Source organism: Campylobacter volucris, assembly GCF_008245045.1.
In the GTDB taxonomy this organism is placed as follows: domain Bacteria; phylum Campylobacterota; class Campylobacteria; order Campylobacterales; family Campylobacteraceae; genus Campylobacter_D; species Campylobacter_D volucris.
Genome location: NZ_CP043428.1, coordinates 504,072 through 528,323, shown reverse-complemented (window position 1 = coordinate 528,323; position 24,252 = coordinate 504,072). Strand labels below are relative to the sequence as shown.

General features: G+C 30.8%; 17 protein-coding genes, 5 tRNA genes and 3 rRNA genes. 7 read left to right on the top strand and 18 right to left on the bottom strand.

Features of this window, described 5'->3' with window-relative positions; genetic code table 11:
- The first annotated feature begins 55 nt into the window (after positions 1-55).
- Genes exbB through CVOLT_RS02800 form a run of 3 tightly spaced genes read left to right on the top strand, consistent with a single transcriptional unit; the run spans position 56 to position 1,510 of the window.
- Positions 56-487: a TonB-system energizer ExbB gene (gene exbB / locus CVOLT_RS02810; RefSeq protein ID WP_039665339.1), complete on the top strand. Its 432-nt coding sequence runs from the start codon at positions 56-58 to the stop codon at positions 485-487.
- Entirely contained in the window at positions 480-863 is a 384-nt protein-coding gene (gene exbD, locus CVOLT_RS02805; RefSeq protein ID WP_039665338.1) for a TonB system transport protein ExbD, read from the top strand. Before exbB ends, exbD begins: the two co-directional genes overlap by 8 nt.
- A gap of 2 nt (positions 864-865) precedes the next feature.
- The gene (locus CVOLT_RS02800) at positions 866-1,510 is read left to right on the top strand and encodes an energy transducer TonB (RefSeq protein WP_039665337.1); all 645 of its coding nucleotides are present in this window, start codon (positions 866-868) and stop codon (positions 1,508-1,510) included.
- A gap of 12 nt (positions 1,511-1,522) precedes the next feature.
- On the opposite strand, the gene CVOLT_RS02795 is transcribed toward CVOLT_RS02800, so the two are convergent.
- The 8 genes from CVOLT_RS02795 to CVOLT_RS02755 form a co-directional block, all read right to left on the bottom strand.
- Complete coding sequence (locus CVOLT_RS02795) at positions 1,523-1,975, bottom strand: DUF411 domain-containing protein (protein ID WP_039665336.1); 453 nt, start codon at positions 1,973-1,975, stop codon at positions 1,523-1,525.
- 1,993 nt (positions 1,976-3,968) lie between these two features.
- Positions 3,969-4,085 (bottom strand): 5S ribosomal RNA (gene rrf, locus CVOLT_RS02785).
- Between the two features lie 117 nt (positions 4,086-4,202).
- A 23S ribosomal RNA gene (locus CVOLT_RS02780) occupies positions 4,203-7,111 on the bottom strand.
- Between the two features lie 379 nt (positions 7,112-7,490).
- Positions 7,491-7,567, bottom strand: a tRNA-Ile gene (locus tag CVOLT_RS02775).
- Positions 7,568-7,575: 8 nt separating this feature from the next.
- Positions 7,576-7,651, bottom strand: a tRNA-Ala gene (locus CVOLT_RS02770).
- A gap of 93 nt (positions 7,652-7,744) precedes the next feature.
- Positions 7,745-9,257: ribosomal RNA gene (locus CVOLT_RS02765) — 16S ribosomal RNA — on the bottom strand.
- Together the 16S, 23S and 5S rRNA genes with 2 tRNA genes alongside form the textbook arrangement of a ribosomal RNA operon.
- Positions 9,258-10,003: 746 nt before the next feature.
- Positions 10,004-10,079: transfer RNA gene (locus tag CVOLT_RS02760), tRNA-Met, on the bottom strand.
- Positions 10,080-10,102: 23 nt separating this feature from the next.
- Positions 10,103-10,177 (bottom strand) — tRNA-Gln (locus tag CVOLT_RS02755).
- Between the two features lie 97 nt (positions 10,178-10,274).
- On the opposite strand from CVOLT_RS02755, the gene CVOLT_RS02750 reads away from it, so the two are divergent.
- A complete protein-coding gene (locus tag CVOLT_RS02750) occupies positions 10,275-11,297 on the top strand; it encodes a bifunctional 3,4-dihydroxy-2-butanone 4-phosphate synthase/GTP cyclohydrolase II (protein WP_039665334.1) in 1,023 nt (340 codons plus the stop codon).
- Here the strand turns inward: CVOLT_RS02750 and CVOLT_RS02745 are convergent.
- The 4 genes from CVOLT_RS02745 to CVOLT_RS02730 form a co-directional block, all read right to left on the bottom strand.
- On the bottom strand, positions 11,287-12,240 hold the full coding sequence (locus CVOLT_RS02745) for an SAM-dependent methyltransferase (RefSeq protein ID WP_084059205.1): 954 nt from the start codon (positions 12,238-12,240) through the stop codon (positions 11,287-11,289). The genes CVOLT_RS02750 and CVOLT_RS02745 overlap by 11 nt on opposite strands.
- The gene (gene pgp3 / locus CVOLT_RS02740) at positions 12,240-13,043 is read right to left on the bottom strand and encodes a peptidoglycan metallopeptidase Pgp3 (RefSeq protein WP_039665333.1); all 804 of its coding nucleotides are present in this window, start codon (positions 13,041-13,043) and stop codon (positions 12,240-12,242) included. The genes CVOLT_RS02745 and pgp3 overlap by 1 nt, the downstream gene beginning before the upstream one ends.
- Positions 13,040-15,034 (bottom strand): glycine--tRNA ligase subunit beta, encoded by a 1,995-nt coding sequence (gene glyS, locus CVOLT_RS02735; protein ID WP_039665332.1) that lies wholly within the window; start codon positions 15,032-15,034, stop codon positions 13,040-13,042. The genes pgp3 and glyS overlap by 4 nt, the downstream gene beginning before the upstream one ends.
- Before the next feature lie 175 nt (positions 15,035-15,209).
- Positions 15,210-16,652 (bottom strand): alanine/glycine:cation symporter family protein, encoded by a 1,443-nt coding sequence (locus tag CVOLT_RS02730; RefSeq protein ID WP_039665331.1) that lies wholly within the window; start codon positions 16,650-16,652, stop codon positions 15,210-15,212.
- A 227-nt stretch (positions 16,653-16,879) separates the two neighbouring features.
- Here CVOLT_RS02730 and CVOLT_RS02725 point away from each other — a divergent pair, with 227 nt between their 5' ends.
- Positions 16,880-17,632, top strand: a complete 753-nt coding sequence (locus tag CVOLT_RS02725; protein WP_039665330.1) for an amino acid ABC transporter permease — start codon at positions 16,880-16,882, stop codon at positions 17,630-17,632.
- A complete protein-coding gene (locus CVOLT_RS02720) occupies positions 17,625-18,353 on the top strand; it encodes an amino acid ABC transporter ATP-binding protein (protein WP_039665329.1) in 729 nt (242 codons plus the stop codon). Before CVOLT_RS02725 ends, CVOLT_RS02720 begins: the two co-directional genes overlap by 8 nt.
- Here CVOLT_RS02720 and CVOLT_RS02715 read toward each other — a convergent pair.
- The 5 genes from CVOLT_RS02715 to CVOLT_RS02695 all read right to left on the bottom strand — a co-directional run bounded on the left by CVOLT_RS02715 (position 18,350) and on the right by CVOLT_RS02695 (position 21,984).
- Complete coding sequence (locus tag CVOLT_RS02715; RefSeq protein WP_039665328.1) at positions 18,350-18,817, bottom strand: tRNA (cytidine(34)-2'-O)-methyltransferase; 468 nt, start codon at positions 18,815-18,817, stop codon at positions 18,350-18,352. The two genes, CVOLT_RS02720 and CVOLT_RS02715, sit on opposite strands and share 4 nt — an antisense overlap.
- Positions 18,818-18,841: 24 nt before the next feature.
- Positions 18,842-20,071, bottom strand: coding sequence for a restriction endonuclease subunit S (locus CVOLT_RS02710; RefSeq protein WP_039666252.1), 1,230 nt, complete (start codon positions 20,069-20,071; stop codon positions 18,842-18,844).
- Between the two features lie 86 nt (positions 20,072-20,157).
- Positions 20,158-20,234, bottom strand: a tRNA-Arg gene (locus CVOLT_RS02705).
- Between the two features lie 47 nt (positions 20,235-20,281).
- Positions 20,282-21,298: a fla regulon two-component system sensor histidine kinase FlgS gene (locus tag CVOLT_RS02700; RefSeq protein WP_039665327.1), complete on the bottom strand. Its 1,017-nt coding sequence runs from the start codon at positions 21,296-21,298 to the stop codon at positions 20,282-20,284.
- 2 nt (positions 21,299-21,300) lie between these two features.
- Positions 21,301-21,984, bottom strand: a complete 684-nt coding sequence (locus CVOLT_RS02695; RefSeq protein WP_235362406.1) for a DUF234 domain-containing protein — start codon at positions 21,982-21,984, stop codon at positions 21,301-21,303.
- Between the two features lie 225 nt (positions 21,985-22,209).
- Between CVOLT_RS02695 and CVOLT_RS02690 the strand changes: the two genes are divergently transcribed.
- Positions 22,210-23,475 carry a cysteine sulfinate desulfinase gene (locus CVOLT_RS02690; protein ID WP_039665325.1) on the top strand — a complete coding sequence of 422 codons (1,266 nt, stop codon included), beginning with the start codon at positions 22,210-22,212 and terminating at the stop codon, positions 23,473-23,475.
- Here CVOLT_RS02690 and CVOLT_RS02685 read toward each other — a convergent pair whose 3' ends face one another.
- Entirely contained in the window at positions 23,476-24,234 is a 759-nt protein-coding gene (locus CVOLT_RS02685) for an amino acid ABC transporter, permease/substrate-binding lipoprotein (RefSeq protein ID WP_039665324.1), read from the bottom strand.
- Positions 24,235-24,252 lie beyond the last annotated feature (18 nt).

Here is a 24,252-nt window from a genome sequence, read left to right as displayed (position 1 = left end):
ATAATTTAAATTTCGCTATCATAATTTTTCAGAAATTATCAAAAAAAGGAAAATAATGGAATTTTTAAAAAACTATATTGATTTGATTATTTTTATAGTTTTAGGTGTAATGGCTTTTATTGCTTTATGGTGTGTGATTGAAAGAATTTTGTTTTTTAAAAAAATACAACTTAGAGAATACAAAAATCAAGAAAGTTTTGATGATGCAATAAGTGAAAATCTCACTTCTTTGTATATAATCTATACAAATGCCCCATATGTAGGACTTTTAGGTACAGTAGTGGGTATAATGATAACATTTTATGATATGGGTTTAAGCGGAGAAATAGATGTAAAATCAATTGTAATTGGATTATCCTTAGCGCTAAAAGCAACGGCTTTAGGAATTTTAGTAGCTATACCATCACTAATAGCCTACAATGCTTTACTTAGAAAAATTTCAATCCTAAGCAATTCTTATAAAGTATTCAAGGAAGAAAATGCTTAAACTACCAAAAAATGAAGGATTAAACATCATACCTTTTATAGATGTTATGCTAGTTTTACTAGCTATAGTTTTAAGCATCTCTACTTTTATAGCACATGGTGAAATCAAAATCAATCTCCCACAAAGCCAAAGCTCAAACAATCTCAGTGAAAATAAGCATAAAATCACCATTTCAATTGATAAAAATAATATTTTTTATCTTGATAAACAAGTCATCACTCTAACAGAACTTGCCGCTAAAATCAATTCTATAGATCTTGATACTACAATAGAGCTAAAAAGTGATAAAGATGCAAAATTTGAAAATTTTATCCATATTATTGAAATTTTAAAATCTAAAAATCATGAAAATTTTAAAATTATCACAGAGAAATAAATATGAAGAATATTTTTAACCATCATAAATTTCAATCTTTTATTATCACTTTAATATTTTTTACTCCTTTGATATTTATTTTTATTTATTCTAAAATTTTTTTACTAGTTAAACAAAATACACAAGAAAATCATACATTTAACTTACAATTTGAACAATTTTTACAACAAATACCATCATTGGAAAATAAACAACAAGAAAATATCACTAAACCAATTCCAAAACAAGAAAAAACTCAAAAAACTATCCAAAAAAATCCAATCACTAAAACAAAATCAAATCCAAAACCACTTTTACCATCGCAAGCAAATTCTAATACACCATTAGAAAATAATTTAAATTCCCATCAAGAAGAAAATTTAAATTCGCCTTTAAATGATGAACTTTTAAAAGAAATAAAATTTGCTATCGACAAAGCTTTGGTTTATCCAAGACAGGCTCAAAAAATGCGTATGAGTGGAGAAATACTTTTAGAATTTACTTGGACGAAAGATCAAGTATTACAAAATTTAAAAATCATCAAAGCATCAAAATATGAAATATTAAACAAAAGCGCATTACAAACTATACAATCAGCTTCAAAAAATTTCCCTAAATATGAAAAAACATTTCATATACAAATTCCAATCATATATAAAATCAACTAAGCATAAATATGCTTAGTTTTTCTCTAATAATTGATGACCTTTATAAATTCCATAAATTTTATAATCACCATTTTTTAACATCACAATCACAGGGTATTTTTCTTCATATCCTTGCTCCATACCAGGACTTCCTTGAGGCATACCAGGAGCTGAAATTCCTATAACATCTTTAGGTTTATTTTCTAAAAGCCAAGCTACAGCATCTTCTGGAACATGACCTTCAATAGCATATCCATCTATAATACCTGTGTGACAACTTTGATATATATCTTTGATTTTATATTCTTCTTTGATTTTTAAAAAATCTTCAGTTTTATGAACTCTAACCTCATATCCTTTTGTTTTCATATAATCAGCCCAAAGATCACAACATCCACATGTTGGACTTTCATAAACATCTACAACCTTATCGTTAGCAAATAAAGTTAAAGCTCCTATAGCTAAAGCGCTAATAATTTTTTTCATCTAATTCCTTTTAAGTAAAATTACAGAAAAACATCTGAAGTTTTTAAAGTAGTTTTTGTTTAATTTCAAATTGATCTTGGGCAATCAATTGTTTAGGGCTAAGTTAAATACTTATATGCGAAATTTTATTTTTATATTATTTTACATCTTTTCTTTAACCTGCTCTTTTAATTTTTCTTTATATTTTTCATTACTTTCAACTACTTTTTTATCATATTTTCCTGTTTATTTATTATAATATATTTCTTCTATATATTTTAAAGAATTTTTAGATACTTCTTTTACTTGTTTAAAATTAGTTTTTTCTAATCCATATCACAAAATCTAAATTTTCTTATTTTACAACCCTCAACAACAAACCATTAACTTCTCTACTCATTTTATAAATTATATAATTTTACCTAAACTAGTCAAACTCTTATAGAAACTTTCTAATCACTACAAACACAATAACAACTCTTAATATAAAAAAATATAATCTTCCAATTTTTAATTTAACTAAATATTAATTTTACTTCAAATTATCTTTATGTTTTAATTTATACCAATATCTTTATATAATTATCCAAATACAAGCAACACTTTATAAAATATTACTTATTACAATTTAACATACAAGCTACAAATATTAATCACAAAAATTTAAAATCAATCTAATCATATATAATTCTTGTTTTTCACAAACTCTCATAAAAACTAATAATCAAAAAGTTATCTAATACAATTAAATATACTAATCCAAATATATTAAATAATAAATTTTCAAATTACGCTAAAAAAATTTTATCCCACAAACTTACATAACCTTACACTTTTATAATCATCACTTAAAAGTTATCTTACAAATTTAAAAACACAATTTATTATAATAAATATTATTTTCTAACTTTTTTCATATTAAAAAATCATCAATAATCTTACATCATATTATAAAAAAATAATTTGTATTTTACTAAAATTTGCTTTTATATAAAAACTATATTTTTTTATAATTTAATATTTTATTAATATCTTTATATGCTTGTTGTAATTAAACTAACCAGTATCAATCAATTTATCAAACTTAACCTCCTTTTTTTTCAAAAACCCAACCTAAAAAACTAAAAATCTTTAAATAAAATAAAATAACCCCTCCAAAAAATACCTTAATTATAATCTTTATCATCTCTATACAAAAACCATACATCCTAATAAAAAACTAAATTCATAATCTATAAGCTTTTTTATTTTTCGCCCGCCAAACTCACTCAATCACTCAATCACTCAATCACTCAATCACTCAATCACTCAATCACTCAATCACTCAATCACTCAATCACTCAATCACTCAATCACTCAATCACTCAATCACTCAATCACTCAATCACTCAATCACTCAATCACTCAATCACTCAATCACTCAAACTCACTTAATAACTAATTTAATTATAAACCCATAAAAACATTTAAAGGATTAAAAACTAAAAACAAATAAAAAAACTAAAATTAATTCATAAATAAATATATTAATAAATTTGTATATTAAAAACAAATCCTAATCCAATAAATAAACTAAAATCCAAACTACAATCAACAAATACAAACAAACTAAATATAATTACCAATACTTATAAATATAATTAACACAAACTAATCTTAATCAATAATTTAACCTAAGTAAAAACTAAAAAAACTAAAAAAACTAAAAAAACTAAAAAAACTAAAAAAACTAAAAAAACTAAAAAAACTAAAAAAACTAAAAAAACTAAAAAAACTAAAAAAACTAAAAAAACTAAAAAAACTAAAAATAAAAAAAGATATAAACATTAAGAAAGAATAAAATATCAACGATAATTAATCCCTAAAACCCTAAAAACATTTAAATTATTTATAAAAAATCCAACAAATAAAAAATATAAATAAATAATAAAGAATTGATAAAAATAAAAGCTAGTAAATAAATTAAACTATAAAGAATTAATACAAATAGAAGAATAAAAATAAGTAATTAACAAGTCCGCAATGAGCTACTTTCCCCCTGCCAGTAAGGCGTAGTATCATCACCCACGATGTGCTTAGCTTCTTGGTTCGGGATGGATCAAGGCGTCTCCACATCTGTATAATCACGGACATTGTTATTTAAATATTCTTTATAAGAATACTTAAAAAACAATGTTAAGAGCAAGTTTTATAAAAACTCTTATTAAGATTTATTATGAAAAACCTTAACAAGGAAGTGATGCTTAAATAAGATAAGCCAAACGCTCTATTAGTACTGGTCAGCTAAAGGACTTTCATCCATTACACACCCAGCCTATCAAACTAGTAGTCTTCTAGAGAGCTTAGAGAAGATTCATCTTAGAGTTGGCTTCACGCTTAGATGCTTTCAGCGTTTATCCGTTCCAAACTTAGCTACGCTGCGATGCTCTTGGCAGAACAACAGCTACACCAGTGGTTTGTTCAACCCGGTCCTCTCGTACTAGGGTCAAATCTCTTCAATCTTCTTACGCCCACGGCAGATAGGGACCGAACTGTCTCACGACGTTCTGAACCCAGCTCGCGTACCGCTTTAAATGGCGAACAGCCATACCCTTGGGACCTGCTCCAGCCCCAGGATGCGATGAGCCGACATCGAGGTGCCAAACCTCCCCGTCGATGTGAGCTCTTGGGGGAGATCAGCCTGTTATCCCCGGGGTACCTTTTATCCTTTGAGCGATGGCCCTTCCACACAGAACCACCGGATCACTAAGACCGACTTTCGTCCCTGCTTGACTTGTATGTCTTGCAGTTAAGCTGGCTTATACCTTTATACTCTACGAACGATTTCCAACCGTTCTGAGCCAACCTTTGTAAGCCTCCGTTATTATTTGGGAGGCGACCGCCCCAGTCAAACTACCCACCAGACATTGTCCCACTTGAGGATAACTCAAGCTGGTTAGCTACCCAAATAAGAAAGAGTGGTATCTCAACAACGGCTCATATACAACTGGCGTCATATACTCAAAGCCTCCCACCTATCCTGCACATTCTTATCCAAATAGCAGTGTCAAGCTGTAGTAAAGGTCCACGGGGTCTTTCCGTCTTGCCGCGGGTAGGAGGAATTTTCACCTCCACTACAATTTCACTGGATCCCTCTTTGAGACAGCTCCCATCTCGTTACGCCATTCATGCAGGTCGGTATTTAACCGACAAGGAATTTCGCTACCTTAGGACCGTTATAGTTACGGCCGCCGTTTACTCGGGCTTCGATCAAGAGCTTCGCTAATGCTAACCCCATCAATTAACCTTCGAGCACCGGGCAGGCGTCACACCCTATACATCCTCTTACGAGTTAGCAGAGTGCTGTGTTTTTGGTAAACAGTCGGGAGGGACTCTTTGTTGTAAGTTTCTTTGCTTTCGGAGTAAATCCTAATACAAAGCGAACCACACCTTATACCGAAGATACGGTGCTATTTTGCAGAGTTCCTTAAAGAGAGTTCTTCCACGCGCCTTAGAATACTCATCCCACCCACCTGTGTCGGTTTACGGTACGGGCAACATTAGCTAAACTTAGAAACTTTTCTTGGCTCGACGGCATCAGCATTACTCTTATCCATCCGAAGACTTCAAAAAGCTTATAGGTTCTCGGAGTATTCTTATACGGATTTGCCTATATAAGCTCCTACGACTTTCAACTAGCACTTCCATCCGCTAGCAATGCTTAGCCCTAAGCGTCCTTCCATCGCACACTAATGTTGGTATTGGAATATTAACCAATTTGCCATCGCCTACCCCTTTCGGACTCGGCTTAGGACCCGACTAACCCTACGATGACGAGCATCGCGTAGGAAACCTTGGGTTTACGGCGTTAATGATTCTCACATTAATTATCGCTACTCATGCCTGCATGCTCACTTCTATTCGCTCCAGCACTCCTTACCGGTATACCTTCGACGCAAATAGAACGCTCTCCTACCACTTGACAAAGTCAAGTCTACAGCTTCGGTACTTACTTTAGCCCCGTTATATTTTCCGCGCAAAATCACTAGACCAGTGAGCTATTACGCTTTCTTTAAAGGATGGCTGCTTCTAAGCCAACCTCCTGGTTGTTTAAGTAACTTCACATCGTTTTCCACTTAAGTAAGATTTAGGGACCTTAGCTGGTAGTCTGGGTTGTTTCCCTCTTGACGACGGATTTTATCACTCGCCGCCTGACTGCTGTGATTACACTAAAGGTATTCGGAGTTTGATAGGGTTTGGTACATTGGTGTATGCCCTAGCCCATTCAGTGCTCTACCCCCTTTAGTTACGACACAACGCTATACCTAAATATATTTCGGAGAGAACCAGCTATCACGAAGTTTGATTGGCCTTTCACCCCTATCCACAAGTCATCCGGGGGCTTTTCAACGCCTATCGGTTCAGTCCTCCACTAGTTCTTACACTAGCTTCAACTTGCTCATGGATAGATCACTTCGTTTCGGGTCTGCAGCATCTGACTTAATCGCCCTATTCAGACTCGCTTTCGCTACGGCTTCGCGTGTGCTTAACCTTGCCAGACACCACAACTCGCAGGCTCATTATGCAAAAGGCAGTCCATCACACTGTATTGCTACATAGTGCTCTGAATGATTGTAAGCAAATGGTTTCAGGTTCTATTTCACTCTGATCACCTCAGTTCTTTTCACCTTTCCCTCACGGTACTTGTGCACTATCGGTCTGGTATTAGTATTTAGGGTTGGATCGTGGTCGACCCAGCTTCAGACAGGATTCCTCGTGTCCCGCCCTACTCAGGATACTGCTAGCTAAGGTTTGGTTTTCGTATACGGGACTATCACCCTCTATGGCTACACTTTCCAGAGTGTTCTACTAACCTCACCTATTGCACATTGCAGTCCTACAACCCCCAGTGCAAGCACTGGGTTTGCCCTCTTGCGCTTTCGCTCGCCGCTACTGACGCAATCTCTATTGATTTCTTTTCCTGTAGGTACTAAGATGTTTCAATTCCCTACGTTCGCTCCATTATGGTAGTATATATCTCTATATACTGGGTTGCCCCATTCGGAAATCTACGGATCAAAGCTTCTTGACAGCTCCCCGTAGCTTATCGCAGTCTAGTACGTCCTTCATCGCCTTTACCAGCCAAGGCATCCACCATTCGCTCTTAATAGCTTACCTTTTTTACCTTTTATTCTAAAACGCATCACTTCCTTGTTAAAGTTTTTATAATAAAACCTTACTATCTTAAGACGGAAAGCATTTAAACACTTAATAACTAAATATAGCTAATAAGCTGTGAGTTTAAAACTTATCTTTAATCTTTCAAGATTAAAGCAAAGATAATAATAATTTTATTCTTTAACAAGTCCTGTAAAATTGTTTTTATTAAAACTTGCTTGTGACTCTTAACAATGATAATTCAAATAACATTAAATAAAAGTATTTTATTCAAATATTTTATTTAGCTTAGGTCTTAAAACCTAAAGTAAATATAATTACTCATATACTTACTTTAAGTTTTAAAACTTTTAATTAATTGATAAACAAATCTTTTTTATGGTGGGCCTAACAAGACTTGAACTTGTGACCTCACCCTTATCAGGGGTGCACTCTAACCAGCTGAGCTATAGGCCCTTAATAAATGGTGGAGAATAGCGGGATCGAACCGCTGACCTCCTGCGTGCAAAGCAGGCGCTCTCCCAGCTGAGCTAATTCCCCAAAATTAGCTTTTCATCAATCTTTGAAATCTAAACAAGGATGATTGAGTTTATATGAACTGATAGTTGTGAGACTTATCAGTTTGTACTCTAGAAAGGAGGTGATCCAACCGCAGGTTCTCCTACGGTTACCTTGTTACGACTTCACCCCAGTCGCTGATTCCACTGTGGACGGTAACTAGTTTAGTATTCCGGCTTCGAGTGAAATCAACTCCCATGGTGTGACGGGCGGTGAGTACAAGACCCGGGAACGTATTCACCGTAGCATGGCTGATCTACGATTACTAGCGATTCCGGCTTCATGCTCTCGAGTTGCAGAGAACAATCCGAACTGGGACATATTTTATAGATTTGCTCCACCTCGCGGTATTGCGTCTCATTGTATATGCCATTGTAGCACGTGTGTCGCCCTGGGCATAAGGGCCATGATGACTTGACGTCGTCCACACCTTCCTCCTCCTTACGAAGGCAGTCTATTTAGAGTGCTCGGCCAAACCGTTAGCAACTAAATACGTGGGTTGCGCTCGTTGCGGGACTTAACCCAACATCTCACGACACGAGCTGACGACAGCCGTGCAGCACCTGTCTCTAAGTTCTAGCAAGCTAGCACCCTCATATCTCTATAAGGTTCTTAGGATATCAAGCCCAGGTAAGGTTCTTCGCGTATCTTCGAATTAAACCACATGCTCCACCGCTTGTGCGGGTCCCCGTCTATTCCTTTGAGTTTTAATCTTGCGACCGTACTCCCCAGGCGGTATGCTTAATGCGTTAGCTGCATTACTGAGATGACTAGCACCCCAACAACTAGCATACATCGTTTAGGGCGTGGACTACCAGGGTATCTAATCCTGTTTGCTCCCCACGCTTTCGCGCCTTAGCGTCAGTTAAGTTCCAGCAGATCGCCTTCGCAATGGGTATTCTTGGTGATATCTACGGATTTTACCCCTACACCACCAATTCCATCTGCCTCTCCCCCACTCTAGATTACCAGTTTCCCAAGCAGTTCAACGGTTAAGCCGTTGGATTTCACAAGAGACTTGATAATCCGCCTACGCGCCCTTTACGCCCAGTGATTCCGAGTAACGCTTGCACCCTCCGTATTACCGCGGCTGCTGGCACGGAGTTAGCCGGTGCTTATTCCTTAGGTACCGTCAGAATTCTTCCCTAAGAAAAGGAGTTTACGCTCCGAAAAGTGTCATCCTCCACGCGGCGTTGCTGCGTCAGGGTTTCCCCCATTGCGCAATATTCCCTACTGCTGCCTCCCGTAGGAGTCTGGACCGTGTCTCAGTTCCAGTGTGACTGATCATCCTCTCAGACCAGTTAAGCGTCATAGCCTTGGTGAGCCATTACCTCACCAACTAGCTGATACTATATAGTCTCATCCTACACCGAAAAACTTTCCCTATTCAACTTGTGTTAAATAGGAGTATAGAGTATTAGCAGTCGTTTCCAACTGTTGTCCTCTTGTGTAGGGCAGATTAACTATACCTTACTCACCCGTGCGCCACTAATCCACAACTAGCAAGCTAGTTGCTTCATCGTTCGACTTGCATGTATTAGGCACGCCGCCAGCGTTCACTCTGAGCCAGGATCAAACTCTCCATAAAAATTATAGATAGTTTAATCTTTTTCTTCAAAGAAAAAGTATTTTAAAGATTAATAAAATAATCTTTGAATTATTCGTATGATAGATTTACATTATAAAATAATATAAATCTCTGGCTCAATCGATCACTTATTTAGATTTCAAAGATTGACTATAAGATTTGATTAACAATATTAATAATTTAAAGAACAATTTAAAAATTAGAGATTGAAATATCTTAATTTTTAACTACCTTTTTTTAAAAAAAGGAAATGAAATTATATCTATATAAGCTTAAAGTTTTATTAGGTTAGAGGAAAAGATATGGAGGATATAAATTAAAAAAATAAAAACATTAAAAGGGTTTGATTTGAAAAATAGTATTTTAGAAATTTTAAGTGGATTTTCGCAGCTTTAGTTTTAATAAGTAATTTAAAAGAAAGTGGAAATGGTGGAAGGGATTGAGAGAGAAAGAAAAAGAAAGGGGGATGGGGAGGTAGAAAATGGTATAAATTTATTTTAAAAATAAAAATTTGTTTTTTGCAAGAGGTTGTGGTGTGTATATAATATATCCAAGAATAATTCATATAGAAAATATTGGAACAAATATGGAAAGTTAAAAAAATATTTTATGAAAATAAAAAAACAAGAAGCAATCAAAAAAATATATTTTTTAAGAATACATAAAAAAGCAATTTAAAAATAGTAAATTTTTCAAGCTTGAAAGAATATCGTAAAATACATATTTAAAAAAGAGTAAATTTAATATGGTTGCGAAGGGGAGATTTGAACTCCCGACCTTCGGGTTATGAGCCCGACGAGCTAACCACTGCTCTACTTCGCGGCACATATTTTTAAGATAATTTGTGGATGGGGTAAAGGGATTCGAACCCCTGAATGACAGGACCAAAACCTGTTGCCTTACCGCTTGGCGATACCCCAATAATGAAAAATGAGTTGAAATTATATAGTTTTTTACATTCTTTGTCAAGGAAATAATGATATAATTTTGTAAAAATTTATCAAGGAATTAAAAATTATGAGTTTTATAAGTATTCAACAAGCTATAAAAGAAATACAAGAAGGAAAAATGCTTGTAATGGTAGATGCAGAAGATAGAGAAAATGAAGGAGATTTGATATTTCCTGCACAATTTAGCACGCAAGAAAAAATAAATTTTACCATTACTCACGCAAAAGGTGTAGTTTGTGTTGCATTGAGCGAAGAACTTGCAAATAAATTTAATTTGCCTTTGATGGTGCCTAATAACACATCAAATCATGAAACTGCTTTTACAATCACAGTTGATGCTAAAAATGCTACAACTGGGGTGAGTGCTCTAGAAAGAAATATGACTGTAAAAATTTTTGCAGATGAAAATGCAAGTGCTCAAGATTTTGTTAGACCTGGACATATTAACCCTTTAATCGCTAAAAAAGGTGGAGTTTTAGAAAGAACTGGTCACACTGAAGGCACGGTGGATTTATGTCGTTTGGCTGGTTTAAAAGAAGCATGTGTGATTTGTGAAATAGTAAAAGATAATGGAGATATGGCTAGAAGATCAGATTTAGAAGAATTTTGCAAAAAACACCAAATAAATATGATTACAATTTCTGATTTAATCGAATATCGTTTAAAAAACGAAAGTTTAATTGAGCTTATACAAGAAGAAAAAAGTTCTTTAGCAGGATTTAAAGCCACAAAGATGGTTTTTAAAGATCATAATTTAAATGAACATATTGTTTTTACATTTGGTAAACCTAAACCATGTGAAAATGTTAAATTCTATCTTAGCGGTAGTGATTTTGAACTTTTAACTTCTAATAAATTTAATGAACTTTTAAAGCAAATTGAATTTTTAAATAAAGAAGGTGGTATTATCATCTTTATGAATAATGAAAAAAAAGAAGGATTGCAGTTTAAAAACTATGGAATTGGTGCTCAAATTTTAAGATTTTTAAATATTTCAAAAATCAAATTACTAAGCCAAAATAATGATAAAGAATTTATAGGCTTAAAAGGATTTGGTTTAGATATAGTTAGTAGCGACTTTAAAGCTTAAATTCTAAAAATTTAAATTTATCGCCGAAGTTAAAAATCAAATTTTGACTTTGTTTGAGAAAATTTTTATAAGTTTTCTCATCTTTTTCTTTTGTTAAATTTAAAATCTCTTCTAAGCCAAAATCAAGTAAAGCTTGGTTTTGGTTTTTAAACTCTAAAATAGTGAAATTTTCTTCTTGCAAAATTTGTATAAAATGGTCAAAATTTACATTATAAGTAATATCGCTTTTCCCAAAATATTCTTGTAATTTTACTTCTAAAATATTACACACTTGATGATTTTTATAAATTCTTGTGCTTATTTTTTCTTCTTTTTTAGCATAGTCAAAACACAAAAACATCATTTGTTTGCAACTATTTTTTAAATCTTTCAAAAAAGAATGATATTCTATACAAAATTCAGAATTAATTATATTATATTTGCGACATTTGTTTAAAATATCTTCATCAGCTTTTTTAAAACAAATTTGATATTTTTCATCAATATAAGCCATTTGATCATCTTTAATAAGCTCACAGGCAAAACAATCTAAAAGCTCATTAGCATAAAAAAAAGCATTTTCAAAATAACATTCTTTTAAAGAATTATGTATTTTAATATCTAAATCATAATTTGCAAATAAAGCTTTTTGCACATCTTGTAAATTTTTATGAGGCTCTATAATATGACATTCAATTTTTTCTAATACCTTAGCTCTTAAAGTATATAAAGCCTGTATAAAATCAAGCATTAAATGTCCCTCATTAGCCCCAATTTCTATAATATCAATAGGTAGGGATATTTTTTTACTATCAAGAAGTTTTAAAAAATGATTAGCTAGTAAAACGCCAAACAAATTCCCCACACTCACAGCTGTGTAAAAATCTCCTTCTTTACCTACTTTAACAGCTTGAGAATAATATCTTTGACTCCAATCTTTAAAAAATTGACTAAAAGCAATCATTAAAGTTTATTAAATTTATCGATAAAATCCAAAGGATCAACTTGCGCACCATTTACTAAAATACCAAAATGCAAATGTGGTCCAGTGACCCTTCCGCTAGCACCACTAAGTCCAATAATGTCAGATTTTTTAACCCTTTGACCTTCTTTTACAAAAAGCTTAGATAAATGATAATACTGCGAATAAATTCCATATCCATGGTCAATTACCACAGAATTACCAGCATAATATCTATTAGATGCAATCCTTACGATACCATCATTGCTTGCTTGAATTTTAGTGCCAGTATTTGCTCTAAAATCAGTGCCGCTATGGTAACTTTTTAGCATATCATTAAACACTCTTGCTTTTCCAAAATCACTTGTGATTTTAGTATCTAAAGGATAAATAAATTTTCCTTCAAACAATTGCTCGTTGGTATAAGTATTATAAATTTTCATTGCTATATCGTATTCTTTTTTAATACGATTTAATACATCTTTTGGTGGATTAACTTTTGAAGTTTCAACCTTTAAAGTTTCTTTTTCATAAGCTCCATCGATAACTTTGATAAAAAATTTTTCTTCGGTATTATTTTTAAATTTAATCAACAATTCTCTATCTTTTGGATTTTTATAAGGCATAGCAAGTGTTAATATGATTTTATCTTTATAAATAAAATATGGTAAATTCTTATCTTGCCCAATAGCTTGTGCGAAATTGTTTTTATCAAATTCTAAAAAAATTACTTGTCCATTAGTAATTTGTACTTCCTTTGCACTAAGGGTTAAAAACAAAAATAATAAAATACAAATCTTTTTCATAGGCTAATTTCTTTTATATCAGCAATTTGTAAAAATTCTTTGTAAATTTCATACACCAAAGCTTGGCGATTATTTTTAATAAGTTCATTTTGATCGTTAATCATGACATTATCAAAAAATAAATCAATTTGTGGTTTTAATGCAAAAAGATTTTTCAAATAAACACTAATGTCATCTTTATATTCTTTGCATTTTACAAACGCATTGTAAAGGTTTTGCTCTTCTTGGGTATTAAAAAGAGTTGCATCAACTTTAACATCATTTTTAACAGCAATATTTGCAAGACGCTTGAAAGTTGTAAAATTTTGCTCAAATTTACCATCATTAACAATTTCCATCAAAGCTTTTATAGATGAATCAATATGCACAATATCATAATTTTTAGAATTTAAAACAGCTTTGATAAATGAAGCATTTACATCATAAAATGTATATAAACGCTCTAAGATAAAATCAAGTAAAATGTTTAAATCAAATTGTTTATATCCTTGTGCAATATGATTTAAAAAATCTTTTATATTAAATTCTTTTTTCAAATTCAAAATAATCTTTAACACTCCATTTGCGGCTCTTCTTAACGCATAAGGATCTTTAGTCCCACTTGGAATTTTACCCATAGCAAAAAGCCCCATTAAAGTGTCAAATTTATTAGCTAATGCTACTATAGATGAGATTTCATTGCTTGGTAAATCAGAATCATCTCCATTTGGAAGATATTGCTCTTTTATAGCCAAAGCCACCTCATCGCTCATACCCATAGCCTTTGCATAATATGAACCCATTACTCCTTGAAGATTTGTAAATTCATACACCATTTGCGTGCTAAGATCTGCTTTAGAATACTCAATGGCTTGTAAAATTTGCTCTTTATTAGAATTTGAAAATACCTCACATAGCTTTTGTGCTATTTGCTTTTCTCTTTCAACTTTATCTTTTAAAGTTCCAAGGCCTTCAAGATAAATCATTTTGCTAATTTTTTCATTATTCAAACCTTGCTCTAAATCATTTTTCCAAAAAAATTCAGCATCGCTCAATCTTGCTCTTAAAACTTTTTCATTGCCACGAATAATCTTAGAATAATTCTCACAAACCGCATTAGAAACTACAACAAAATGATTGCTTAAAGCACCATTTTTAAATACTGCAAAATAGCGTTGATTTTCTCTCATAGAAGTGATGATAACTTCACTTGGAATTTCTAAATATTGCTTTTCAAAATTTCCAAGTAAAGCTTTAGGAAATTCTGTGATAGCAACGACTTCAGCTAATAATTCATCATCTTCTGAAATTATAATATCATTTTTATTTTCAAGTTCTTTAAGTTGCTCTATGATGATTTTTCTTCTTAAATTTTGATCTAATACAACACAATTTTTTTCTAAAATTTTAAAATACTCATCAATACTTTCAAAATCAACCAAATCATAGCTTATACTTCTATGAACAAAAGTACTCATAGCACTTTTGACACCATAACTTTCAAATTCAACCAATTTATCATCTAGCACACAAGATAAAGATCTAATAGCTCTAATAAATTCAAACTCACCTTTACCCCATCTCATAGTTTTACCAAAATTTAAACTTTTTAAAAACTCGTCTATCATTTTAGGTAAAACTTCTTTACTTTCTAAACCCTGCACTTGTTTTTGACAATACAAAACTTCTTTACCTTTGATCTCTTTAAAACTAATTTCACTCTCACTCAAACCTGATTTTTCTAAAAAACTCATCCCAGCTTGTGTTAATTTTCCATCTTTATAGGCTATATTTTTTGGAGCACCGATTAATTCTACAAAAGAATCTTCTTGTTTTGCTTTGAAATTTTCATGAATAAAAACCAATCTTCTAGGAGTATAAAAAAAATTAAAATTAGAATTTAAATGATAATTATCCAATATATTTTGCCATTTTTTTGTGATATTTGGTAGTTCTTTAAGCAAAGGTATAGCAGGTAATTCTTCAATACCTATTTCGATTAATAATTTCATATTGACTCTTTAAGATTAAAAATTTTTAGAGTATTTTACCGATTTTTTTTGAAATCTTTCTTTCTTTTTTGTTTTTCCTCTCTTTGTTTAGCCTTTTCTTGCATTTGGCGATTAAAGCCAAGCACAAGAAAAGTTATAAAACACACAAAAAGAATGATTATAATAAAATCAAACATCAATCCCAGCACTCTGCATTTTTAATACCTAATTTTGAAGCACTAAACACTGGATCTCTTCCTTGCTTTTTTTGCTCACTAAAATCATTTAATACTTTTTTAACTATTTTACCAAGCAATAAAATAGAAATGATATTAATTGTAGCCATAAACGCCATAGTTGCATCAGCTAAATTCCATGCAAATTTTAAATCCATATTAGCACCTATAAACACCATAAGCACTGCACTAATTTTAAAGATGTTTATGATGAGAGGATTTTGAGTTAAATATTTAATATTTGCTTGAGCATAATAATAATTACCAATCAATGAAGTAATAGCAAATAATACTATACTCACAGTCGTAAAATGCACTCCTAAATTCCCATAATACTCTCTCATTGACTCTTGCACTAAAGGCAAGGCTGTTAAAATTGGTTTGCCGTCAACTCCAATATTATTTGCATAAGCTAAAGAAAATAAAACTAAAAATCCAGAACTTGTACAAATAATCACATCGATTAACACAGAAAATGCTTGTATAACACCTTGTTTTGCTGGGTGTGTCGTAAGAGCTGCTGCAGCTGCATTTGGAGCTGAACCCATACCTGCTTCATTTGAAAATAATCCTCTTTTTATACCAATTACTAAAGCCGACCCTGCAAAACCACCAAAAATAGCTTCAAAATCAAATGCGCTTTTAAATATCATAGAAAAAACTTCAGGAATTTTTTCATAATGCATCATCATAGCAATAATAGAAAGACCAATATAAATCATAGCCATCACTGGGACAATTATAGAACTTACTTTACCAATTTTTGTATGATCTCCAAAAAACATAAAGGCTGCAAATATAGCTAAAATTCCACCTATAACAATCGGCCACCAACTTTGAGCAAAACTCACTTCACTTGCTTCAGCCATACCTTTGTAATAAAATTCAAAAGCTGAAGTCATGGTTTGACTTTGAAGACCATTAAAGCCATAAGCATAAGTAATGATTAAAATCACAGCAAAAATAGCACCTAGCCATTTTAAATTTAAAGCTTTACTAATATAATAAGCTGGACCACCTTTAAAGCCTTTTCCATCGCGACTTTTATAAACTTGTGCTAAAGTACTTTCTGCAAAAGCTGAAGCTCCACCAAAAAATGCCATAGCCCACATCCAAAATAAAGCACCTGGACCACCTAAAACTATAGCCACTGCTATACCTGCGATATTTCCTATACCTACCCTTGAAGCTGTTGAAATCATCAAAGCCTGAAAAGGTGATATATGATGTTTTTCATGCTTTTCTTGTTTTTCAGTCAAAATATCAAATACATAAGGCAACATACGAAATTGCACAAAACCTGTTACATAACTATAGTAAAAGCCTGTAATAATAAGTAAAAATACTAAAATAGAATAATACCTATCATTAATTAAATCAATCAGTTGAGATATTAAATCCATAACCAACTCCTTATGTTATTTTTAAAGCAAATTAAATTTAACATAAAAAAATGAATTTGTCATCAAAAAATATAAATTTATTTTATTTTTATTTTTATTTTTATAGCTATGTGAAAATTTAACTCAAAATATTCTTTATTTTTTCTATAAAATTTCTTTTAAGTAAAAAGAAAACTTTATTTTTATACACTTATTAATTTTAAAATTTCACAAAATAAGGTTATATTTTGAAGCAAAATACGATGAAATTATTTGTATTTTTTACAATTATTATTTTTTGGGCTTATTTTTCTTTTCCTATAGAAATTTTACAAATTAAAGATCAAAATGGTTTAGCCACTGGAGAATTAGCATATACTATAGAAGCTCAAGCCTATGTTAAAAGTTATCTTACTACCTTAGGGCTTACTATAGGAGGTATTTGCATAGGTATAGTGCTTGGTTTTCTAATCGCTTTTTTAAGATTTTTAGAAATTAGTAGCTTAAATTTTATTATAGATGAATACATAGACATCATACGCGGCACACCTATACTTTTACAATTATTAATTTTTTCCGTTGTTATATTTGCTACTTGGAGTGATAATTTTTATGTTGCAATCATCGCTCTTGGTTTAAACAGCTCAGCTTATGTAGCTGAAATCGTAAGAAGTGGTGTACAAAGTGTTGACAAAGGACAAATGGAAGCTGCTAGAGCTATGGGACTTAGCTATTTTACTTCAATGAGAATGATTATTTTTCCTCAAGCAATTAAAAACATACTCCCTTCTTTAATGAATGAATTTATTTCTTTATTTAAAGAAACCTCTATTGTAGGTTATATTAGCGTTATGGATATAACCATGCAAAGCAAAAGCTTACAAGCAATATATTACAACCCTAAACCTATCATATTTACAGGGCTTGTGTATTATGTTAGCGTTAAGATTTTTACTCTTTTTGCAAGAATCATAGAAGAAAGATTAAACAAACATGATTAAAATAGAAAATTTAGTAAAAAAATACGGAAATTTAGAAGTACTAAAAAACATCAGCACGACTATAAACAAAGGTGATATCATAGCTATCATAGGACCAAGCGGTGGCGGTAAAAGTACTTTTTTGCGCTGTTTAAACAAACTTGAAACTCCAGATAGTGGGAATATTTTTATAAATAATGTTGATATACTTGATAAAAAAACAAATATCAATCAAATTCGCCAAAAAGTTAGCATGGTATTTCAACATTTTAATCTTTTCAATAATAAAAATGTCCTAGAAAATTTATGTCTTGCTCCTATACAAACTAAAATAATGAACAAAGAAGAAGCAGTAAAAAAAGCTAGAAATTTATTAAAAAAAGTAGGTCTAAGCGATAAAGAAAATTACTTCCCGCATAAGCTATCAGGCGGACAAAAACAACGCATTGCTATAGCAAGATCTTTGATGATGAATCCTGATGTAATTTTATTTGATGAACCAACTTCAGCACTAGATCCTGAAATGATTGGAGAAGTGTTAAGCATTATGAAAGAAGTGGCAAAAGAAGGTCTTACTATGCTTGTAGTGACTCATGAAATGGGATTTGCTAGAAATGTAGCCAATAGAATATTTTTTATGGATAAAGGAATTATAGCAGTAGATGAAAATCCTAAAACAGCCTTTGAAAATCCTAAAAACGAGCGTTTAAAAGAATTTTTAAATCAAGTTTTAAATCATTAGTTTTTACTAAAAGAGTGAAAATTTTGCCTTAATGCTTCATAGCTTATAATACCCACGCTAGTAGCTAAATTTAAACTTCTACCGCAATCTTTCATAGGTATAGTGATAGCATTTTGCCAATTTTTTTGCATAAGTTGCTCTGGCAAACCAAAACTTTCACTTCCAAAAAATAAAAAATCACCTTGTTGAAATTGAACATCAAAATAAGCTTGATTTGTTTTTGTAGTTGCAAAGAAAAATCTATCTTGAAATTTTATATTTTCATTTAAAAAATCATCCAAACATTCCCAAGACATCGGATTTAATTTTTTCCAATAATCAAGTCCAGCCCTTCTTACAGCTTTTTCATCTATGCTAAATAAAGGATTGATAATATGCAAACTAAATCCTGCATTATAACACATTCTACCTATGCTTCCAGTATTTTGAGGAATACGAGGCTCAACTAAAACTATATGAAACATATTTATCCTTGAAACGATATTTTTTCACAATCTTCCTTTAAAAGCTTTATCTAGCAATGATTTTTTAAGCTCTTGTAAATTTTTTATCTGTGCTTGATAATTTTGCTTTAAATCTTTTATATTTAAAGAAAGCTCATCTAAATATGATGCGATTTGCTCTTGTTCTTGTAAAGGTGGTATGGGGATTTGTAAATTTTTTATATAAGTTTGGCTTATATTAGGTTGAGCTCCACCAAAAGAATCTTTGATAATTTTATCTCTTATGAAAAATAAAAAGTGAAAAAGAAATTTTTCAAAAAATTTAATATTTTCATTATCTTTATGCAAAAATGCACAAATTGCTTGATTTGTGGCTGAATCTAAATCTAAAATACCCAATTTTCCGGCTGTAGCTCCATACATAGCAATTAGCAATGTTCCCTTAGAAAATATCTTGGCTGATGAATGTTTAATAGCTTCTTGAGTTATATTTTCTTCTGTAAAATCAATATATCCATCATTTAATTCTCCGCTTTTTAACCATTTAATTGTTCCATTTTCCCAATATTCTTTTTTATTTCTTAACGGAGTTCCACCACTGCTAGTAACTGCAATATCACCCAAGCTTTTCCATTCCCAACCCTGTGGAAGTTGATAATTTTCCTTAGCATTGTCTTTTAAAGGATTGAAAGCCTTTTGTAAAGCACTTTGCATTAACTCATCTAAATTTAGCAAATCCTGCTCTAAAATTTTTATACTTTTATCTATATTTGCAAAACTCTTATCTAAAATTCCCACTATCCTTTCTTGCTCTTTGAGTGGTGGTAGCGGGATTTGGATTTGTTTTAATATAGATAAATTTAAATTATTTTGAGCAACTCCGCGTCCTTTGTTACAAATTTCATCTTTTATACTTTTTAAAAAATACATTAAATATAAACTATTTGCGTTATTTTCTTTTATATTTATTCCCGCAATAGCTTGATTTGTTGTTGCATCTATATCTAAAATAGCAACCTCACCCAAAGTAGCAAAAATAGAATAAAGCAAAGTTCCTTTTTTAAATAATTTTGCTGAAGAATTTTTTAAGCCATCTTCAGTAATAAATTCTTCAGTGGTAGAAATAAAATTTTCCTTAATGTCTTTTATTTTTACCCAAGGTATAATTCCATTTTCCCAATATTCTTTTTTATTTCTTGATGGTGTTCCACCACTTGAAATTTCAGCAATATCACCAAGCTTTTTAACTTCCCAATCCTGTGGTAAATTTGTCATTACATCATCTTGATTTAAATTTTTATTTCTAGAAATTTTAAATTTATTTATCAATATTTTTTACTTGATTTATATTCAAATATCTATGGTGTCCCCAGCAAGGTTTGAACTTGCGACCTCAGAATTAGGAATTCTGTGCTCTATCCAGCTGAGCTATGAGGACGAAAATAAAAATTATAGTTATTTAAACTAAAATTTATCTTATCAAGCTTATTTTTTAAGCTCGATAAAAAAGCACTTTGGCTCGCTATAAAATCCTAAAATTCCACCATGAGCATCAATGATTTGTTTTGATAAAGAAAGTCCTAAACCATTACCTTTTAATTTAGTTGTTTTAAAGGCTTCAAAAACATTGTTTTTATCTTTAATTTTAATCCCATTATCATATACTTTGATAAAAATTTTATCTTCACATTCTTCACATATGATTTTGATCTCGCCATTTTCTTTATCATCTTCTTCGATAGCATCAATTGCATTATAGATCAAATTTTGCAAAACCAAAGCTAGCAAAGCCTTATCCGCATAAATTCTCACATCTAAAAATTTAAAAACAAATTCAATATTAGCCAAATAATTGTAAGCACTAATAGCCTGTTCACATTCTTCTTCAAGCTCTGTTAAATTAAAATGATTTAAATTTACATGCACCCCTTTTGTAAAAAGCAAAGTAGAATTTACTATACGCTCTACCCTAGAAATTGCTTTTTGAATTTCTAAAACGATATGTTTGTTTTTTAACTCACTTCTTTCAAACAAAGTCGAACTCAATAAAGAAATAGAACCAATTGGATTTCTTATCTCATGAGCTAAATGCGCTGCAATAGTTCCCATACTGGCAAGTCTTTCATTTCGCTTTTCATCGCTAATATCTGTTGCATTAACAATCAATTTATCAGCGTGCGAAGTAACCTTTATAAGATAAAATTTATGCTCAAATTCTAATTCATAATGAGTTTTTGTAAGATCAATATTTTCTAAAAGCTGTGGTTGTTGCTTGGCTAAATTGTTTTGAAGTGTGATTTTTTTGTTAGTATCTAAAATCCACAAAGCCATAGGCAAAACTTCTATAACTTCATTCATTGTTTGCATTAAAGCTGTGTAGTTTTCATTTAATTGATTATAAGCATTTTCCACCACATAAGTTTGTTCTATAAGAAATTTCAATCCTTTTTGCAAGTCTTCTTTTTCACTAGAATCTAAGCTTTTTAAAATATTTTTATCCATTTTTACCCTTTTGTTAAAAAAATAAAATCTTCTAAAGTATATAAAAGCAAATTACGCTCCTTATTTACAATAATTTCTTTACTAAAGCCACTTTTTGAAAAAAGTACATATAAATTTGGTTTTATTTTTAATTCTCTTGCTTTGTTTTTTAAAATATTTAACACATTTTTGCATATTTTTCTATCTTTAAATTTAGCTTCCCCTATGACATAAAAATTACCTTCATTATAATAAAGATCTATCTCACAATAATAATTCCAAAAGCCAAAAACTTGCTCTACTTGTAATTTTTTTGCCAAAAATTCTTTACACACTAGCTCAAAAGTAAATCCTTGATAATTTTCTAAATTTAAATGAATGATTTTTAATAGTTCTTCGTGTTTATTTTGATATATCAAAGCCAAATTTGGATAAATAAAATAAAAGAAAAATCTCAATCCTTGGTTTTTAAAAATTAGTTTATCTTGAATATTATATTTTCTTAACTCTTTTTTGATTTTTTGTCTTTTATTTTTTATCAAAGGTTTTTCTTGGCTTTTTTCTAAAATCAAAATTTCTTTTTCTAAAAGTTTATTAATTACACCTAAAGCTTTAAAATGCGGGATAAATTTATTAACAGAATATCTTTTTCTATCGTTTTTACTTAAAATATGTAAAGCTTTTAAACAATGCTCATCTAAATTCAATTGTTTTAATATACAATCACTTTGCTTGATAAAAATTTTTAAAATATTAGAGTATAAATCTTTATCAACATCAAACTCAAATTCATCAAAAACACTATAAAAATCAAATTTTTTAGCAATATCAAAATATAAACATTTTTTTGAAAAATCACTAAATTTTATCTTCTATCCTTATTTTAAATTATTACTTATGCTATAATTTTAACAAATTTTTAGGGGATTTTTTTGGATATTGAAAAATTAAAAAAAGATATTATTTTAAGAAAAAATACATATTATTTTGATTTTACAGCTAGTGCTTTAGCTTTAAAAAGCATAGAAAAAGAAATAAAAAAAATTCTCTCAACCTATGCCAACACCCATTCAGATAGTTCTTTAAATTCTTTTATAACCCAACAACACTATGAAAATGCAAGAGCAAATTTAAAAAAATATCTTTTACTTGATGAAAGTTTTGCCTTGATTGGATGTGGAAGTGGCTCTTCAGCAGCTATTAAAAAATTTCAAGAATTATTAGGATTATACATCCCACCACTTGTTAAAAAAAAATATTTTCAATCCATAGATAAATCTTTACTACCTTTAGTGATAGTAGGGCCATATGAGCATCATTCTAATGAACTTTCTTTTAGGGAAGCTTTATGCGAGTGCTTGCGAGTACCATTAAATTCCGATGGAGAGATTGATTTTATTTTTTTAGAAAACTGCCTTGAAAAATCTCAAAATAGACAAATCATTGCAAGTTTTAATGCAGCTTCTAATGTCACTGGCATTATTAGTGATTATAAAAAAATTTATACCTTAGTTAAAAAATATAATGGAATTGTCGCTTTTGATGTATCAACACTAGCTCCTTATGCAAATTTAAATCCAAATTTTTACGATGCAATATTTATTAGCCCGCATAAACTACTTGGTGGTGTTGGATCTTGTGGATTATTGGTGATAAAAAAACATTTATGCGGAGAAAAACCTAGCTTTGCAGCTGGGGGAACTGTGGGGTATGTTTCAAGAAGCTCTCAAGAATATCTTTGCAATATTGAAAATTTAGAAGAAGGTGGGACTCCTGGCATAATCCAATTAATTAGAGCAAGTTTTGCTTTTAAAGTGCGTGAAGATATCGGACTTAAATTAATTCAAAAGCAAGAAAAGATATTGTGTGATTATTTTTTTCAAAAAACGCAAGAAATTCCAAATATAATCTTATATGCAAAAAACATCACTCAAAGATTACCTATATTTGCATTTAATATCAAAGGAATTTCGCCGTTTGATTTAGCCTATAAATTAAGCAAAAGCTACAAAATAGAAACAAGAGCAGGATGTGCTTGTGCTGGTCCATATGGACATGATTTATTAAATTTAAAAGATAATCAAAAATTAAATTTTAAACCAGGTTGGCTAAGAGTGGGATTTCATTATACACATACAAAAGAAGATATAGATTATTTTTTTAAAGCCTTGAAAATGAGTATCAAGGCTTTAAGTTAATTATTGTAAATCGTATTTTTCTATGAGTGTTTGATAAGTGCCATCTGCTTTAACTTTTTCTAAACCTGAGTTGATTTTTTGAACAAGTTCTGCATCTTTACCTTTATCAAAAGCTATACAAAAGCCTGAACTTCCATCATCTTCTTCTAAAAACGCTTCAAGTTCTTCATTAGTTTTTAAATAGCCTTTACCGATATCTTTATCTGTTAAAACTGCATCTACTTTACCAGCTTTTAAAGCTAAAATTGCAGCTAACATCTCTTCACCAGCAACCACTTGAGCATTTGGTATAGTTTTAGCAGCACTTTCTTGTATGGTTCCAAGCTGAACACCTATTTTTTTACCTTCTAAACTTTGTTTGTCACTGATGCTAGAATCTGTTTTTAATTTTAAGTATAAATTTTTAGTATTAAAATAAGTATTACTAAAATCCATACTATTTAATCTTTGTGGAGTAGAACTCATAGCAGAAGCTATCATGTCTATTTTACCAGCTTTTAATGCAGGAATTAAACCATCAAAACTCATATTTACCCATTCAAGTTTTAAATTTTCTCTTTTTGCAATTTCTTCTAGCAAATCTACATCAAAACCTGTAATTTTTGCATCTTTTATAAAATCAAAAGGAGGATAATTAGCCGCTATACCTACTTTATAAACTTTTTCTTCAGAAGCACTAGTTTGATTTTTTTCGCTTGAACAAGCACCTAAAGCCAACATACTAAATAATGCTAAAACAACATATAATATTTTTTTCATTTTTTATTTTCCTTAAAA